Below are 13008 nucleotides of genomic sequence, written 5' to 3' on the forward strand. Positions count from 1 at the left end.
CGCTGAGCGCGCGCGGTGCCCGGTGGTCCCACGACCACCGGGCACCGTCATGTCCGGGGGTAGCAGCGCGCGCAGGAGTCCAGCGGCCACTCGTTCGGCGTCGGCGGCACGCACACCGCGCCGCAGTCGGCGAGCCCGAGCCGGGCCCGGCCGCCGTGCGCGATCCGGCGTTCGTTGCCGGGGGAGACCCGGTGCACCCGGTCGCTGCTGAACACCCCGCGCCAGCCGCGCGGTTCCGGCGCGGACATGCGCCACTCCCGAATTCCGTTGGTGGGACGCGGAACCGGCGACCCGGTCGGGGAGGGGGAGGCCACCGGTTCCGCGCCGGCGACGGGAGGTTGTCGCTGCGTTGAATCTATAAGCGGCATTGCCATGTAGATAGTCGCCCTTTAGGGGGATCTTGGTCGTGGCCTGGATCCGGCAGACTCCTCGGCGAACGATCGAGGAGGCATCGTGACGAATCCCGGACCGGTCATCCGGCGGCTGGAACTCGGCCTGGAACTGCGCCGCATGCGCGAAGCCGCGGGCGTGGAGCCGAAGGAGATCGCAGAGCTGCTGCGCTGGGACGTCTCCAAGGTGTCGAAGCTGGAGAACGGGGCGCGCACGATCTCGGCCGCCGAGCTCGACCGGATCGCCGAGCGCTGCGGTGTCGACCATGATCGCACCGAACGCGCACACCAGCTCGCCAAGGAAGCCCGCAAGCGCGGGAGCTACGGGCGCGTCCAGGACTGGGCGCGGTCGTACGTCGGCATGGAATCGGTCGCGAGCGAACTGCTGATCCACTACGGCGACATGATCCCCGGCATCTTGCAGACGAAGGCGTACGCCGAAGCACTGCTGGCGCAGGCGATCTCGGTTCGCCCGGAGGACGTGGGGCGGATCGCGGAGAGTCGGGTCGCGCGGCGCGCAAGGCTGACCGGGCCGAATCCGCCCGAACTCTCCGCGGTCCTCGGCGAACCAGCGATTCGCGGGGTCGTGGGTGGCACGGCCGTCATGCGCGAACAGCTCGACTTGCTGCTCGAAACGGCGAAGCTGAAGCACGTCACCTTGCAGGTGCTGCCGTTGTCCGACTGGGCGCACTTGGCGCTGGGATCACCGTTCACCATCCTCAGCCTGGCCGAGCCGGAGAAGACAATCCTGTACTTGGAAGGCTTGACTAACGCGGACTATCTTGCTGGTCCCCAACACCTCAAGTCCTATACCGTAGCGTTCAACCGTTTGAGGGTCGCGGCGCTCAGCGAGTCCGCTTCGGCCGAGCTCATCCGGGACGCAATCGGAAAGCTCGCTTAGCACAGAGAAGGTGGCGCCGTGACCGCCCGCGAAATCCAGGCCGTCAGCTGGCGGAAGTCCACCCGCAGCAACGCCAACGGTGGCGCCTGCGTCGAAGTCGCACTGACCACGGATCACTCTGCCGTCCGCGACTCGAAGCTGGGGCAGGCGAGCCCGGTGCTGGCGTTCGGTTCCGGTGCATTCGGCGCGTTCCTGCGCGGGATCAAGTCCGGGAAGCTCGACCGCTGAGGCGGCACAGCCGTATTTCGACCGATTCCAGGACGATCGGGAGGACGCAGTGCACCGGAACCGGACTTGGCGGAAGTCCAGCCGCAGCAACACGAACGGTGGCGCGTGCGTCGAGGTGGCCGCGGCCGCGGATCATTCGGCGGTGCGCGACTCCAAGTCCGGGGAAGCCGGACCTGTCCTGCGCTTCGAAGCGCGTGCGTTCGCCGCGTTCCTCGCCTGCGTCAAGTCCGGCCGCGTGGACGGGTAGGGCTTGAGCGGCGACGGCGGCACGACCTGGCGGAAATCCAGCCGCAGTGGTGCGTTGAACGAGTGCGTCGAAGTGGCGTTGTCCGTTGAGCGTTCCGCGGTGCGGGACTCGAAGCTGGGGCAGGCGAGTCCGGTGCTGGCCTTCGGCTCCGGTGCGTTCGGCGCGTTCCTGGGGGCGGTCAAGGCGGGTCGCCTCGACCGCTGAGGCGTCAGACGCCGAACGCCGCCGGGTACCGGACGAGCCCGGTCGGGGTGGGGCGCGAGGTGTCCAGGGCTAGGGCGAGGAACGCCTCGTCGGGCGCTTCGAACGGCGCGCGCACCCCGAACCCGGAGGCCGGGGTGAACCCGAACCGCGGGTAGTAGTCGGCGTGCCCCAGCACGATCACCAGGTTCTCGCCGCGGTCGCGGGCGGCGTCGAGCCCGGCGCGGATCGCCGCCGACCCGGCGCCCCGGCCCTGCTGCTCGGGCAGCACCGCGCACGGCGCGAGCGCCAGCGCCGGTGCGCCGTCCACGTGGCAGCGGCTCAGCAGCGCGTGCCCGACGACCGCGCCGGTGCCGTCCGCGCTGACGGTCGAGAGCCCGTCGATCCACGCGGCCGGATCGGCCCGCAGCGAGTCCACCAGGTCCGCTTCCTCCTCGGTCGGGAACGCGGCGGCGTTCACCGCGCGCACTGCCGCCACGTCGGTGGGAGTCTCCGCCCGAGTCGTCCACATAGGACCCGTCCTCCTCGTTCCGACACCGACGGCATCCCGACGGCGTGCAGCTCGGGACGCTAGCACCGGCCTTCCGCCGCCCGCCGCCGAATTCCGGCGGTACGGCGCGCGGCGATCGCACCGGAGTGACGCGCGCCTCCCACCACCGAACCCGTCCCGTGTTGACGAACCCGGGCGCGGAACGACGTGGTCTAGGTATGGTCCCGCCCCGTGGATCAACGGTGGCGGCTGAACGAGGAAGACCTCGGGCCGGAGGAAGTCAGGAACTCCGAGCGACCGGAGGCGGCGGACGACCTGCTTCGAGGTCAGGACCCGGAGGCTGTCGTCACCGTCCGCGTGACCGACACCGGGGAGTTCCGCTCGGTCGAGCTGGCCTCCGGCTGGAAGAGCACGACTGATCCGCGCAGCCTGTCCGCGCACGTCGTAGCGGCCGCGAACGACGCGACCATGCGGGCGGCGACGGCACAGGCCGAGCTCGTGCAGACCGCTCCGCCTGCCACTCGGGCCGAACCGGCCGAAGGAATCGCCGCCTCCGACGACCCGATCACGGCAGCCGACGCGATGCAGCTCATCAACGCCGCGTCCACCGACCTGGCGGCGTTCAACCAGCGGATGACGGATGTCGTCGGCGCGACGGTGTCCGGCCAGAGCAGCGGCGGCCACGTCCGGGGGACGTCGAAACAAGGCCAGATCCTGGACCTCGTCATCGACGCGACCTGGTGCAGCGCGGCGCGCAACACCGAGATCGAAGGCGAACTCGCCGACGTCCTGCGAGTCCTGCGCGACAAAACCGCCCCGGGCGATGTGGCCAACGGACTGCAGAGTCCGGCGATCTCCCAACTGTTCGCCCTGGCGAGCGACCCGCAGCGATTCCTCCGCCGACTCGGCTTCGTCACCGACCAGCCCCCGAAGGGACTCTGATGGCACCCCCGCACGGCGAAGGCATCAAAACCGCCCTCGACGCCATGCACACCGACGCCGCCCTGTGGCGCGAACAGGCCGAAGCGATGAACGGCCCCAAGCAAGCCGTGGAAGCGGTGAAGATCGAGCCAGGACAGCGGTTTTTCCTCAGCGACGAACTCGGCCTGGACGACACGTTGGAAGAGCTGCGCGTTGCGATCGGCAGCCTGATCGATCAGGGACAGCAGTACTTCAACAAGGTCGCCGACGACTTGACCGCTGCTGCGCAGCAGTACCAAGCCGACGACGACGCGGCCATGCAAAAGCTGCACAACCTGCTTGGAGAACACCCGTGACCGCAGCCACCGGCGACGATGTAATCCACATGGTGAGCGGAAAGCTCACCGAAGTCCAAGAAATGATGCAGAAGCTCTGCGACGGAGTCGACCAGCTACTGAGCTGGGTTCCGGAAGCCTTCATGCACTTGATCGAGCCGATCAAGAAGGGCATGGAGGAAATCGTGAAGCTGCACAAGCAGATGTTCGACCAGATCATGCAGACTGTGGAACGGGCCGGCAGCCCCAGCCTGCTGCGAGCCGCGTCCCAACAGTGGGCTGATCTGGTGGCCGCGAAGTTGGGCACCGTCGCGGGTGATCTCAAACTTGACAAGCACCGCACCAACATCGAGTGGGAAGGGCGTGCGGCGGAAGCGTACAAGGCACTGGTTCCCGGCCAAGTCGACGCGGTCAACGGCACCAAGTCGGCTGCGGACAAGATGGTCACCGCGCTCGACACGCTGGCTAACGCCGTCGAAATGTTCTGGCTCTCCATCAGTATCGCGGTGGTAACGTTCCTCGGTGGACTGGCTACAGCAATTGCGGGTTGTGTTGGAGTTGTTACGGCGCCGCCAGGGCTGGCATTCGGTGTCAGTGTCGGCGTCGCCGCGATCGGCCTTGCCACAGCTGCCTTCAGTGCGTTCACCGGTGCCGTCCAGCCGATTAACTCGCAGCTGAAATCCGCGCAGAAGACTATCGACGAACTCGGCGGGAAATGGGCGACGCCGGAGAACGGTGTTGACTTGAGTGACGGTAGCTCCAGTGATGGAGACGAGTCGAACTGGGAGGCGCGGTGATCATTCCAATCCCGGTTGGTCCGCAGCCGCCGCCGAACTACATTCAGGTTTCGCCCAGCTGGGCGCGAAAGGTGAAGACTCGGCTGGTTCTGCTGGGCCTGATTCTGTTGGTGGGATCCCCAGTGATTGCGGTTGCCGCGATCTGGTGGGCTTTCGAATTGTCGGCTGCTGAAAATGCTGCCATGATTTTGGTGTCAGGCCTGTGTGGCCTATCTGGATTCTTTTCAATGATGGTCGGCGGGTTCGCTCTGATCGGCCAATCCTATGTCAAGCGTGGTTGGTTGAACGTGACTTACGCTGCCGGCGTATGGCGCGCGTCGCTGGTGATCTGGATCAGTTGCGTATTCTTCGGCTTCCTGAGTGGTGCCTTGTTCATCTTGCTCGTGGGCGCGTCGGTTCGGAGGGGTGGCGCGTTCGGTATGGAAAGCATTGCCTGCCTTGGGATGATGGTTCTACCTGCCGTCTTGTCTGGAATGTGTTTTATGCTGGCTATTCACAAGCTTCGCGTCTGAGCTCAGAAGAATGGCCGCGTGGTCATCGCCGTTCCGTATCGGCAAGTTGCGTTCTCTTCGCCTCGATGGCATTGCAGTCAGATTTGCCCGAGGGGTGAGAGTGATTCCGCCGTCTCGGCTGGGGTGTCCTTGCGTTGGCCTCAGGCGGTCGAACGGTCACGGTGCGGTTGAGATCTCGCTCTCGCCATGGCCGTCGCCCTGGATTGCTTCAAGTTGCCGGGGGTGCGATTATCCGCGGTCACGCAGTGCGGTTGATGCAGGTCAGGGGAATGCGTAAATCTCTGCCTCGGAAACCATTGAGCTGAACGGGTGGCGATCACCCGCGGCGCGTCACCAACTACTGTGTTGATCGTCATACAGGTGGTTGAGTAGGTTCCCGCACGCGGGGAGGGGCGGGCGTGCACCATGCTCAGCTGACGCGTGGACATGCCAGGGGAGGAAGCATGACCGGGTTCAGGATAGACCCAGAGGCGCTCGAGGCGGCGATCCGAGAACTTGAGGATGCGCGGGAGCGGGCAGCTGGTCTGGTGAATGCGGCACACTCGGCAACGCCGGGTGAGTTGACCGCCAAAGATTCAGTCACCGCGGAGGCGCGTGAACTATTTCGTGACCGGGCTGGCGGGGCTGAGTTTTCATTGCAGGCTGCGGCTGAAGAAGTTACTCAAAAGCTTACAGCTAAGATTGAATCTTACCGGGCGACGTTGGATGAGTATCGCCTTGCTGACGACAATGCCTCGGTGGATGCGGACAAGATCGATAGGCGGTCGTAGGCTAGATATGGCACTTTCGTTTCGTTTCGGTGTCGCCGTGTTGGCGGCTTTCCTGGCCTCGGGGTGTGCGGTTGGGGGGTCAAGCGGCGACGAGAATTCCGAGGCCGGTTCACAGCCGACGTCGGAGATTGGCGATTCGCGCGATGCGGCTGCGGTGCAGCAGTGCAGCTTGTTGAAGTCGGAAGACGTTCAGGTGCTGGGGCTGTCTCCGAATGGAGAAGTTAAGCCGAACGAGCTTGATCCCAGTATGCCGGACAATTGCACTTGGCAATCCGGTGATGGAAAAAAGTCGGTTGCCTTGACCGTTTTTCCTGGGCGGTCTATTCAGCAGTATCGCGACAACTCTGATAGTTATGTCGATTTTTCTGAGATGACCATCGCGGGGCATCCTGCTGTTCAGGCGAACGCGAGCCCCCCGGGAGGGGGCAGCTGCGGGATCTTCCTTGGCACGAAGGACGATCAAGTGCTCTTGGCTGTGGCGATCGACTTCACCAAGGCTGAGAAACCGTATGACCCGTGTCCTCTGGCTAAGAGTGCACTAGAGGCTTCGGTTCCGACACTGCCTGCAGCAGAATAGAGGGGGTTGAAGTGGTTTCTCTTGAGTCTGGTCCCGGCATGTGCTTCGCCGGTATGGCGAAGCAGCTGCGTGCTGACATGGGTGGTTCTCCTGAAGCCGGTTCGTTGCCGAGCGCGTTGAACCACGGCAGTGCTGCGTGGGATGCGGCCCGGAAGAAGTTCGAGCAGCTCGCCACCGACGTCGAATCGGCTCTGCGCAAGGCCGAGTCCGCGCACGAAGGTCGCGCCGCCGATGCCGCGCAGTCGTCGATCAACGAGATCGTGCCGCACGCGCGAGCGGCCGCGGAGACCGCCGGTTCCGTGAGCAAGGCGCTGGAGAGCCAGGCCAACACGCAGACCTCGACGTTCCACGAGATCCCCGGCAAGGGCGAGACCCTCAACAACGGGCGCGAGGTGCAGCTGGATCCGCCGCAGAAGGGCTGGGTCGAGGAAGGCGGTTGGGACGACACCTGGATCCTCGGGTGGGCCAGCGACTACGAGGAGCGGATGGAGGACTTCCAGCTCACCAACGATCGCGCGGTCGAGATCAAGGAGCGGTACCAGCGGGAGACCGAGGCCAACCTCAACTCGGTGCCCGAGTTCCAGCCCATGCCCGGGGAGGAGTCGAACTCGCCCGCCCCCGGCGCGACCACGCCGTCCGCGCGGGATGCGATGGGGAATTCGCAGTTCAGCAGCGTGTCCTCGCACAGCGGTGGGGTTCCGGCGGGGACGTCGTCCTCGTGGGCTTCGTCGCCGGTGTCGAGTGGTGGGGCTCCGCCGCTGAGCACCGGGAATCCCGGTGGCGGTCCGGCGGGCACGGGTTCGTCGTGGGCTCAGCCGCCGGTGCAGAACGGCGGGTTGCCGCCGGGTGTGGTGCGCGGGCCGGACGGCACGTTGTACCGGCAGAACCCGCAGACCGGCGCGTGGGAGCGGCAGAACCCCTACAACGGTCGGTGGGCTCCTGCTCCCGGTGGTGGTCCTGGTGGCGCCGCGGGTGGTCGCGGTGGTGTCGGTGCCGGTGGTTCCGCGGGCCGCGCGGGCGGACTCGGCGCAGGCGCAGGTACGGGCACGGGTGCCGGTGGCCGGGCCGGGGTCGGTGGCCTGGGCGGTTCCGGTGCGGGTGGTTCCGCGTCCGGTGGCGCCGGTGCGGCCGGTGCTCGCGGTGGTGCGGGCGCCCCGGGTGCGGCGGGCGGTGGTCAGCGCGGTGCGAAGCAGGGCGAGGACGCCGAGCACGAGCGCCCCAGCTGGCTCATCGAGGAGGAAGACGTGTTCACCAACGACATGCGGGCGGTCGCCCCGCCGGTCTTCGGCGACTGGGAGAACCAGGACCGCTGATGACCCGAGGCCGGATGTCGATCAGCCCGCTGGCCGCCGCCTACCTGTGCGAGCGGTTCGACAGCCACGTCCACCCGCTGCTGCGGGTGGGCAGGCTGGCGGGCGAACCCACCCGGGACGAGCTGGCCCGCGCCGCCGAACTCGGCAGGCAGGACCTCGCTCGTCGCGGGTACCTGGAACGCGATGAGCTGCACCCGTTCCTGGACGACGCGTGGCAACTGCTGTCCCGGCCGCCGCTGGCGGTCGGGGTGGCGGTGCACGCCAAGCGCGGCACCTCGTTCAACGCGGTCTGCGTCGAACACGGCCGGGCCACGGTGCAGGCGTACCAGGCCGACGGCGAGAACAACGACGACCTGCAGGACATCGTGCTCAGCAGGAACGAGTACGGCGGTCCCGCGGGCAACGCCGTCGAACTGATCGGCAGCCCGCCGCCGGGCAAGGGCGGCACCGCCAGCGTGCCGGTCGACGCGCTCGACAACGCCACTCACCGGATGCGGCGCAACCCCACCGGCACCCTGCTCAGCGCGCTCACCGGGGCCGGGGTGAAGAGCGCGGACGCGCGAGTGCTGGCGGCGGTGCTCACCGCGGAACGCGAACTGGACGGGGTGTTCACCGTGCGCAGCCACGACCGCCGGGTCGGGCGCACGCACCGGCCGCCGTTCTCGGTGTCGTTCTTCACCGGGCCGGACGGCTGCTACCTGACGCAGAAGCGGGAAGGGGGCGACGGGCGGCAGTGGTTCACCGTCGCGCCCGCCGACCGGCGCAAGCTCACCGCCAAGATCGACGAGATGGCGCGGATGGTGGCGCTGCCCGCCGCCCGGTGACTCACCGGCGGGTGGTGCTGCCCCGCGCGACGAGGTGGGCCGACAACGTGCGCGTCGCCGGCTCACCCACGTCACCTCCGATGCGGCGCAGCAGCAGCTGCGCGCCCAGCGCGCCCACGTCGTACGCGGGCTGCGCGACCACGCTCAACGGCGGATCCAGCAGCGTCGCCCACGGCGCGTCGTCGAACGCGATCACGCCGACGTCGCGGCCCGGGCGCAGCCCCAGCTCGCCCAAGGTCTCCAGCACGCCCACCGCCATCGCGTTGTTCGCGACCAGCAGCGCGTCCGGCGGCTCCGGCCGGTCCAGCAGCTGCCGCGCCGCGCGCCGGGCACCCGCCGCGCGGAACTCGGTGTGCCGCACCAGGCCCGCATCGGTGAGGCCCGCCGTGCGCAGCCCTTCGCGGTAGCCGGCCAGCCGCGCGTCCGCCGTCGGCATTCCGCTCGGGCCCGTCAGGCAGCCGATGCGGCGATAGCCCTCGTCGACCAGGTGCAGCGTCGCGCTGCGCGCCGCCCCACCGCTGTCCACCAGCACGGTGTCCCCGCCACCCGGCAGCGGCCGGTCCAGCGCGACCACCGGCACGGCGTGCGCGCGCAGCAGGGCGGCGCTCTCCTCCCGGCCCGTCGGCGACACCAGCACCCCGGCGACGCGTTCCTGCAACGCCACGTCCAGGTATTCGCGCTCCTTCGACGGATCGTCATCGGAATTGCACAGCACCACCGAATAGCCCGCGGCGTGCGCCACGTCCTCGACGCCGCGGGAGATCGCGGTGAAGAACGGGTTCTCGATGTCCGAGATGATCAGCGCGAGCACCGCCGTCTCCTGCTTGCGCAGGTTCCGGGCCGGGCCGTTCGGGCGGTAACCCAGCTCGTCCGCCGCGGCCACCACCCGCGCCGCCAGCGCCGGATCGACCGAACTCTTGCCGTTCAGCGCCCGCGACACGGTCGCGGTGGAAACCCCGGCCCTGGCCGCCACATCACTGATCGTCGCCACCGGACCTCCTGCTGTCGGCTGGCCGCGTGGTCGCGGCGCGGATTCCTTGACAGTTCCGACGAAGCCAGAATAACTTCCGAGAAATCGATTGCTCATAACCCGGTCGGTCAACGGTGCACGAACTCGGGTGCAGGCGGCAGGCGCGGAACTCCAGCGCAGGCGGATCCGGGGCGACCGGCCGGGGGCGGTGCAAGTCGAGGCGTCGGCGTCCCGAAACCGGGAGCCAGGCGCGTCCGGACCCAGCACGTTCCGAGAACCTGGGAGGCCCTGTGGCCCGCATCGGTGTCATCTCCATCTCCGACGGTCGTGATCACGTGCACGCGCGCAACGCCGACTTCATCCGGCTCAAGCAGGACGCCCTCGTCGCCGCGCTCACCGCGGCCGGGCACGACGTGGTCGCCGGGAGAGAACTCGTCGCCGACAACGTGCTCGCCACCACCGTGGCTCGCGAAGTCGCCGCCGCCGACGTGGACGTCACCGTCCTCTACTACGCCGTCTGGTCGTTCCCGCACTTCACGATGCTCGCCGCCGATGCCACCCGCAGCCCGCTGGTGCTCGTCGCCAGCACCGACCCCACCGAACCCGGCCTCGTCGGCATGCTCGCCGCGGGCGGTGCGCTCGACCAGATCGGGCGCAAGCACACCCGCGCCTGGGGAGCCCCCGACGACCCGGAACTCGCCGCGACCATCGGCGTCCAGGCCACCGCGGCCGCCGCCGTCGCCTCGCTGCGCGGCTCCACCTTCGGGCGCTTCGGCGGCCGGCCCATGGGCATGAACACCGCCGTCGCCAACACCGACCAGTGGCAGCGGCAGTTCGGCATCGACGTCGAGGAGATCGACCAGTACGAACTCGTGCTGCGCGCCGAGAAGGCCGACGCCGCCGAAGCCCGCAAAGCCCGCGAGTGGATCGAGCAGCACGCCGCCGGAGTGCACTACGACGGCGCGAAGCTCACCCCCGAACTGCTCGAACGCCAGCTCCGCTCCTACATCGCCGTCCGCGAGATCATCGCGGAGCGGCACCTCGACTTCTCCGGTATCAAGGGCCAGCCGGAGCTCACCGAGAACTTCGCGACCATGGACGTCACCGAGGCCTTCCTCAACGACCCCTACGACTGGAACGGCCCCAAGGACACCCACGTCTGCGCGACCGAAGCCGACATGGACGGCGCGCTCACCATGCAGCTGTTCAAGCAGGTCGCCCGCACCCCGGTGCTGTTCGCGGACGTGCGGCACTACCACGCGGACCGCGACATCTGGGACCTGTGCAACTCCGGCCAGCACGCCACCTGGTACGCGGCGCGCAGCGACGACCCGGCCGAGAACCTCGCCAAGGTCAACTTCTATCCCGAGGTGTTCTTCTTCCCCGCGGGCGGCGCCTCCGTGCAGCACATCGCCGCGCCCGGACAGATGACCCTCGGCAGGCTCACCAGAGAAGCGGGGGAGTACCGGCTGCAGCTGATGCTCGGCGAGTTCGAGAACTACGACGAGGACACCAACCGCGCCCTCGTCCAGCAGTCCACCCCGGAATGGCCGCACGCGTTCGCCCGGCTCGACGCGCCCGGCGAGGTGTTCCTGTCGAAGTTCGGCGCCAACCACGTGCACGCCGTGCCCGGCGACCACCGCGCCGAACTCCGCGCCGTCGCCGACCAGCTCGGCGTCCGGCTAGACGAGTGGACCCGCGGGGCCTGAACCGGCGACCTGATCGAACAAGCCGGAACGGGCCGAATCAAACACGCGGGCCGCTCGCGCTGAAGCGCAGGTCAACGCGCCTGTCCAGCGGCCATCGGCGGGAACCGGGCTCCCGCCGGTGGCCGAGCGGACCGCGCGCGTGCCCGAATCGGACAGGAGTGCGGATCGCCCGGACGACGGGTCTTTACGATGCCGCGGGGAACACCGGACGAGCGGGAGGAACAGGCGATGGCTGAGGGCGTGCTGATCGGGATCGACATCGGAACGTCGAGTTCCAAGGGAGTCCTGGTCACCACCGACGGGCGGATCGTGGCCAGGTCGACCAAACCGCACGACACCTCCTACCCGCACCCGGGCTGGGTGGAGCACGACGCGGAATCGGTGTGGTGGAACGACTTCACCGCCATCGTGCGCGACCTGCTGCCCGCTGCCGAGGGACGCACGATCGAAGGACTCGGTGTCAGCGGCATCGGACCGGTGCTGCTGCCCGCCGACGGCGACGGCAACCCGCTGCGGCCCGCGATCCTCTACGGCGTCGACACCCGGGCCACCACCGAGATCGCCGAACTCACCGAGGAGTTCGGCGCCGACGAGATCCTGCGCCGCGGCGGCTCCGCGCTGACCAGCCAGGCCGTCGGGCCGAAGATCCGGTGGCTCGCCAAGAACGAACCCGAGGTGTACGCGCGCACCGAGAAGCTGCTCATGTGCAGCTCCTACCTGGTGCACCGGCTCACCGGGCGCTACGTGCTCGACCACCACTCCGCCAGCCAGTGCGACCCGCTCTACGACCTGCAGGCCCGCGACTGGTCGAAGGACTGGGCGCAGCGCGTCGCCCCCGACCTGCCGCTGCCCGAACTGGCCTGGCCGACCGAGGTCGTCGGCCGGGTCGGGGCGAACGCCGCCGCCGAAACCGGACTGCCCGAAGGGCTCCCCGTCACCACCGGCACCATCGACGCCTGGGCGGAGGCCACCAGCGCGGGCGTGCGCGAACCCGGCGACGTGATGCTCATGTACGGCACCACCATGTTCTTCGTGCAGGTGCTCACCGACCCGCGGCCGCACTCCGCGCTGTGGGGGACCTGCGGCGTCTTCCCGGACACCTACACGCTCGCTGCGGGCATGGCGACCTCCGGTGCCGTCACCGACTGGATCCGGCGGCTCGTCGACGGCGACTTCGCCGAACTCGTCGAGCAAGCCGCGGGCGCGCCCGCCGGGAGCCGCGGCCTGCTGCTGCTGCCGTACTTCGCGGGCGAGCGCACGCCGATCTTCGACCCGGACGCGCGCGGCGCGCTGCTCGGGCTCACCACCAGCCACGGCCGGGCCGAGGTCTACCGGGCCGCGCTGGAAGGCATCGGCTACGGGGTGCGGCACAACCTCGAAGCGATGAGCTCCGCGGGCGGCCGGGCCGGGCGGCTCGTCGCCGTCGGCGGCGGCACCCAGGGCGGGCTGTGGACGCAGATCGTCTCCGACATCTCCGGCCAGGAGCAGCAGATCCCCAGCGAGACCGTCGGCGCCGCGTTCGGCGACGCGCTGATGGCCGGGATCGCCACCGGCACCGCCGTGGACGAGCGGCAGTGGAACCCGGTGGCCCGCACCGTCGTGCCCGACCCGGAGCGCACCGAGCGCTACGACGCCTTCTACCAGCACTACCTGGAGCTCTACCGGGCCACCGCGGACATCCAGCACTTCCTCGCGGGACAGCAGCACGCCGCTGACGCCTGATCGCTCCGCTCCTCTTGCGGAGCGGAGCGGGTGGCGGAACCTCAGCGGGATTCTCGCTGCGGGATCGTTTTCTCCTGTGGCTCCGCCACAGGAGAAAACGCT

General features: G+C 68.7%; 17 protein-coding genes. 14 read left to right on the forward strand and 3 right to left on the reverse strand.

Going from position 1 to position 13008, the window contains the following annotated elements; all coding sequences use genetic code 11:
* Positions 1–47 precede the first annotated feature (47 nt).
* Positions 48–248: a hypothetical protein gene (locus ABZ805_RS20840; protein WP_358442698.1), complete on the reverse strand. Its 201-nt coding sequence runs from the start codon at positions 246–248 to the stop codon at positions 48–50.
* Between the two features lie 205 nt (positions 249–453).
* On the opposite strand from ABZ805_RS20840, the gene ABZ805_RS20845 reads away from it, so the two are divergent.
* The 4 genes from ABZ805_RS20845 to ABZ805_RS20860 are packed head-to-tail and all read left to right on the forward strand — an operon-like array spanning position 454 to position 1969.
* Complete coding sequence (locus ABZ805_RS20845; RefSeq protein WP_358442700.1) at positions 454–1290, forward strand: helix-turn-helix transcriptional regulator; 837 nt, start codon at positions 454–456, stop codon at positions 1288–1290.
* Positions 1291–1308: 18 nt separating this feature from the next.
* Positions 1309–1518 (forward strand): DUF397 domain-containing protein, encoded by a 210-nt coding sequence (locus ABZ805_RS20850; protein ID WP_358442703.1) that lies wholly within the window; start codon positions 1309–1311, stop codon positions 1516–1518.
* A gap of 49 nt (positions 1519–1567) precedes the next feature.
* Positions 1568–1765 (forward strand): DUF397 domain-containing protein, encoded by a 198-nt coding sequence (locus tag ABZ805_RS20855; RefSeq protein ID WP_358442706.1) that lies wholly within the window; start codon positions 1568–1570, stop codon positions 1763–1765.
* Between the two features lie 3 nt (positions 1766–1768).
* Entirely contained in the window at positions 1769–1969 is a 201-nt protein-coding gene (locus tag ABZ805_RS20860) for a DUF397 domain-containing protein (protein WP_358442709.1), read from the forward strand.
* Between the two features lie 4 nt (positions 1970–1973).
* Here the strand turns inward: ABZ805_RS20860 and ABZ805_RS20865 are convergent, their stop codons facing one another.
* Positions 1974–2477 carry an N-acetyltransferase gene (locus tag ABZ805_RS20865; protein ID WP_358442711.1) on the reverse strand — a complete coding sequence of 168 codons (504 nt, stop codon included), beginning with the start codon at positions 2475–2477 and terminating at the stop codon, positions 1974–1976.
* Between the two features lie 210 nt (positions 2478–2687).
* On the opposite strand from ABZ805_RS20865, the gene ABZ805_RS20870 reads away from it, so the two are divergent.
* The 8 genes from ABZ805_RS20870 to ABZ805_RS20905 all read left to right on the forward strand — a co-directional run bounded on the left by ABZ805_RS20870 (position 2688) and on the right by ABZ805_RS20905 (position 8505).
* Positions 2688–3398 (forward strand): YbaB/EbfC family nucleoid-associated protein, encoded by a 711-nt coding sequence (locus ABZ805_RS20870; RefSeq protein ID WP_358442714.1) that lies wholly within the window; start codon positions 2688–2690, stop codon positions 3396–3398.
* The gene (locus ABZ805_RS20875) at positions 3398–3733 is read left to right on the forward strand and encodes a hypothetical protein (RefSeq protein ID WP_358442716.1); all 336 of its coding nucleotides are present in this window, start codon (positions 3398–3400) and stop codon (positions 3731–3733) included. The genes ABZ805_RS20870 and ABZ805_RS20875 overlap by 1 nt, the downstream gene beginning before the upstream one ends.
* A complete protein-coding gene (locus tag ABZ805_RS20880; RefSeq protein ID WP_358442719.1) occupies positions 3730–4509 on the forward strand; it encodes a hypothetical protein in 780 nt (259 codons plus the stop codon). Before ABZ805_RS20875 ends, ABZ805_RS20880 begins: the two co-directional genes overlap by 4 nt.
* Positions 4506–5021 carry a hypothetical protein gene (locus ABZ805_RS20885; protein ID WP_358442721.1) on the forward strand — a complete coding sequence of 172 codons (516 nt, stop codon included), beginning with the start codon at positions 4506–4508 and terminating at the stop codon, positions 5019–5021. The genes ABZ805_RS20880 and ABZ805_RS20885 overlap by 4 nt, the downstream gene beginning before the upstream one ends.
* A 443-nt stretch (positions 5022–5464) precedes the next feature.
* Positions 5465–5791 (forward strand): hypothetical protein, encoded by a 327-nt coding sequence (locus ABZ805_RS20890; protein ID WP_358442724.1) that lies wholly within the window; start codon positions 5465–5467, stop codon positions 5789–5791.
* 7 nt (positions 5792–5798) lie between these two features.
* Entirely contained in the window at positions 5799–6368 is a 570-nt protein-coding gene (locus ABZ805_RS20895; RefSeq protein ID WP_358442727.1) for a DUF3558 domain-containing protein, read from the forward strand.
* A 77-nt stretch (positions 6369–6445) separates the two neighbouring features.
* Positions 6446–7681: a hypothetical protein gene (locus ABZ805_RS20900; RefSeq protein ID WP_358442730.1), complete on the forward strand. Its 1236-nt coding sequence runs from the start codon at positions 6446–6448 to the stop codon at positions 7679–7681.
* Entirely contained in the window at positions 7681–8505 is an 825-nt protein-coding gene (locus ABZ805_RS20905) for an ESX secretion-associated protein EspG (RefSeq protein ID WP_358442733.1), read from the forward strand. Before ABZ805_RS20900 ends, ABZ805_RS20905 begins: the two co-directional genes overlap by 1 nt.
* A 1-nt stretch (position 8506) precedes the next feature.
* Here ABZ805_RS20905 and ABZ805_RS20910 read toward each other — a convergent pair whose 3' ends face one another.
* A complete protein-coding gene (locus ABZ805_RS20910) occupies positions 8507–9496 on the reverse strand; it encodes a LacI family DNA-binding transcriptional regulator (protein WP_358442736.1) in 990 nt (329 codons plus the stop codon).
* A gap of 269 nt (positions 9497–9765) precedes the next feature.
* On the opposite strand from ABZ805_RS20910, the gene ABZ805_RS20915 reads away from it, so the two are divergent.
* Positions 9766–11184, forward strand: coding sequence for an L-fucose/L-arabinose isomerase family protein (locus tag ABZ805_RS20915; protein ID WP_358442738.1), 1419 nt, complete (start codon positions 9766–9768; stop codon positions 11182–11184).
* A gap of 228 nt (positions 11185–11412) precedes the next feature.
* Positions 11413–12906, forward strand: a complete 1494-nt coding sequence (locus ABZ805_RS20920) for an FGGY-family carbohydrate kinase (protein WP_358442741.1) — start codon at positions 11413–11415, stop codon at positions 12904–12906.
* The last annotated feature ends 102 nt before the right edge of the window (positions 12907–13008 follow it).

It is taken from the genome of Saccharopolyspora sp. NPDC047091 (assembly GCF_040643635.1).
Classification (GTDB): domain Bacteria; phylum Actinomycetota; class Actinomycetes; order Mycobacteriales; family Pseudonocardiaceae; genus Saccharopolyspora_C.